The sequence below is a fragment of the Sedimentitalea sp. XS_ASV28 genome (assembly GCF_041224545.1).
GTDB lineage: Bacteria > Pseudomonadota > Alphaproteobacteria > Rhodobacterales > Rhodobacteraceae > Sedimentitalea.
In genome coordinates, this window is the sequence record NZ_JBGFGP010000009.1 from 1 (window position 1) to 328 (window position 328).

Genomic DNA, 328 nt, shown 5'->3' on the forward strand with positions numbered 1-328 from the left:
AATCCGATCTCATCGCGTAGTAGTCCCGACCCTTTTCTCTGGCGATATCTCTCGCCTTGTCCTCGGCCCATTCAGGCAGTCGGATATCGGGTAGGAGTTCGCTCTGCGTTGAGCGTGGTCGGAAGATCACCAGGTCATCTACTGTCAACTCCATGTAATAGAACGGCATGTGATCGTCTTCGATGATCTGACGAATGTTCAGCCGGAATTTCTTCAGGGGGGCGTTGCTGCCGGTCTTTTCCTGAAGCTTAGCGAGGCCGATGTGCCATTTCGACAGGCTACCGCAGTGCTTGCGACCGATCTCATACAGGCGGCGCTCCAGCGGGCG

Annotated in this window: 1 protein-coding gene; it reads right to left on the reverse strand. The window is 55.8% G+C overall.

The window, feature by feature from the left end; all coding sequences use genetic code 11:
• Nucleotides 1–328: replication initiator protein A (locus AB9K34_RS00040; RefSeq protein ID WP_369952461.1), on the reverse strand; the 328-nt coding region annotated here is incomplete at both ends.